The sequence below is a fragment of the Streptomyces sp. ERV7 genome (assembly GCF_001653515.1).
Classification (GTDB): domain Bacteria; phylum Actinomycetota; class Actinomycetes; order Streptomycetales; family Streptomycetaceae; genus Streptomyces.
The window spans coordinates 1-1,848 of the sequence record NZ_LYOY01000068.1 but is presented as its reverse complement, the minus strand read 5'-3'; the positions used below and the strand labels follow the sequence as shown (position 1 = coordinate 1,848).

Annotated in this window: 2 protein-coding genes; both read right to left on the bottom strand. The window is 74.2% G+C overall.

The features are described from left to right. The coding region (locus A8W25_RS29965) for a DUF6182 family protein (RefSeq protein WP_234386653.1) at nucleotides 1-467 on the bottom strand (467 nt) is incomplete at its 3' end. Beyond that, on the bottom strand, nucleotides 458-1,624 hold the full coding sequence (locus tag A8W25_RS29960; RefSeq protein WP_234386652.1) for a hypothetical protein: 1,167 nt from the start codon (nucleotides 1,622-1,624) through the stop codon (nucleotides 458-460). The genes A8W25_RS29960 and A8W25_RS29965, both read right to left, overlap by 10 nt. Between the last annotated feature and the right edge of the window lie 224 nt (nucleotides 1,625-1,848).

Sequence of the window (1,848 nt, the reverse complement as noted above, 5' to 3'; positions counted from 1 at the left end):
GCGGCCGTGGACAGGAACAGCTTGAGCAGGCGGCGCAGCCCCGCGCTGCTCTCGGCCGGTGCCGGGCCGCACCAGCCGACCGACCCGTCCTCGGCCAGGTGGTCGAAGGAGTAACGGCCCAGCAGGTTCGCGGGGTTCCCGGCCAGGAACACCGTTCGGGTGAATGAGCGCCGCCAGGCCGCCGCGGTGTCGGGTGCCAGCCCGAGCGCGAAGGCGGACGCGTCATGGACCCAGGCCGCGGGGTCGAAGCGGCGTACGACCGCCACCGCCTGGACGGCGTCGGCGTCCGGCCGCTCCGCGACCCGGCTGCGCACCGCCAGCAGCGCGTCGAGATCCGACTCGCCCTCGGCGGCGGCCAGTTCGGGCCGCGCCTCCCGCAGTCGCCGGAACGCCTCCGCGTGGAGCCGTCGTTGGGTCAGGGGCACGGGGGCGCCCGCCGGGGGGAGCCGGTGCTCGGTCAGGGGCACAGGAACACCTCCTTCAGCAGATCGCGCGCGGGCGCGGCGCGGCGTCGGCCGAGCAGGCTGGTGGTGAGCCGGTACGGATCCACATAGGTGTGGTCGCGGCGGTGGACGCCCAGCCGTTCGGGCAGACCCGGCTCCGCGGTGTCGGGCGCGCCGCCCAGCAGGCGGTCGGCGCGCTTGAGGCACTGGCTCAGCAGATCGGGCCTGTGCGACTGGGCCTGGCCCGGTCCCAGGGTCGCGATGAAGTAGAGCCGCATGCCGAGCCGGATCGCGGCGTCGTCGTGGTCGGCGGAGGCCGTCTCGATCAGCGAGGCCGCGTCCAGTCCCCGCCAGCCGCCTGTGCGGGCCGAGCGGATTTCGCCGTCCACGGGGACGCGCCCGACCGTGACCCGGTGCACGACGGGGCCCAGGGGCCCGAGCACGCGCGCGAGGAGCTGGTAGTCCGGGTCGAGGTCGCGGTCGTACAGGAACACCAGCTCGTCGTAGTGCGGCGCGAGCGGGAGGAGTTCGCGCAGTGCGCAGGCGAGGTAGTTGGGGCGGCCGTCGGCGGTGACGATCTGCCGCAGCGGCAGACCGTGCCGTGTCAGGTCGAGGTAGACCGGGCCGCCGAGTTCCCGGTGGTCCAGGCACACGCCACGCGCGCGCAGATGCTCCAGCATCTCCTCCAGGCCGAGGCCGGGCGGCTGGTGGGCGAGCAGCCCGGGGTCGTACAGGCCAAGACGGGCGTAGTGGCCCCGCCACAGTTCGAGGACGCGGGTCGCGGCCGGGTGCACCCAGCCGTGGTGCTCGACGGCGTCGGCGTACGGGCGCAGCGCCGCGGCCGGAACCCGGTCCTTCGCCGCCCGGTGGCGCACGTACAGCGAGCCGATGTCGTCCTCGGTCAGCGAGGCGTAGGCGGTGTCTCCCTGGGTCCGGTCGAGGAATTCCCAGAACGCCAGGGTCTGTTCGGTGAGGTGGTACGTGGAGTGGCTGAAGCGGTAGTCGACCTCCGACAGACACGCGGTCGCCCGGTACATCACGTCCGTCCAGAACAGCCCCTTGAGGTGGGACGGCGTGAGCGGCTTGGAGGGGGTGATCGTGACCGGGGCCAGCAGCACCCGGCGGCCCGCTCCCACCGCCGGCCGGGGCCGGGGCGAGGAGACGACGGTGGGGGCGGTCACGGGCGCCCTCCTTCCGCCACGGAGGCGGCGCGTCGACAGAACGGCGTCACGACGGGTCTCCTTCCGCCGCTACGAGGGCGTCGAGGAGGTCCTGGCGGGGCAGGGGCGCGGTGCTCTCCGGGACCGCGCCACGGGGCGCCTGGGCCACTCGGTGGCGGAACTTCTCGTCCCCGAACACCTCGTCCGGAGTGCTCAGTCCCATCAGGACCCGCATCAGCCCGCGC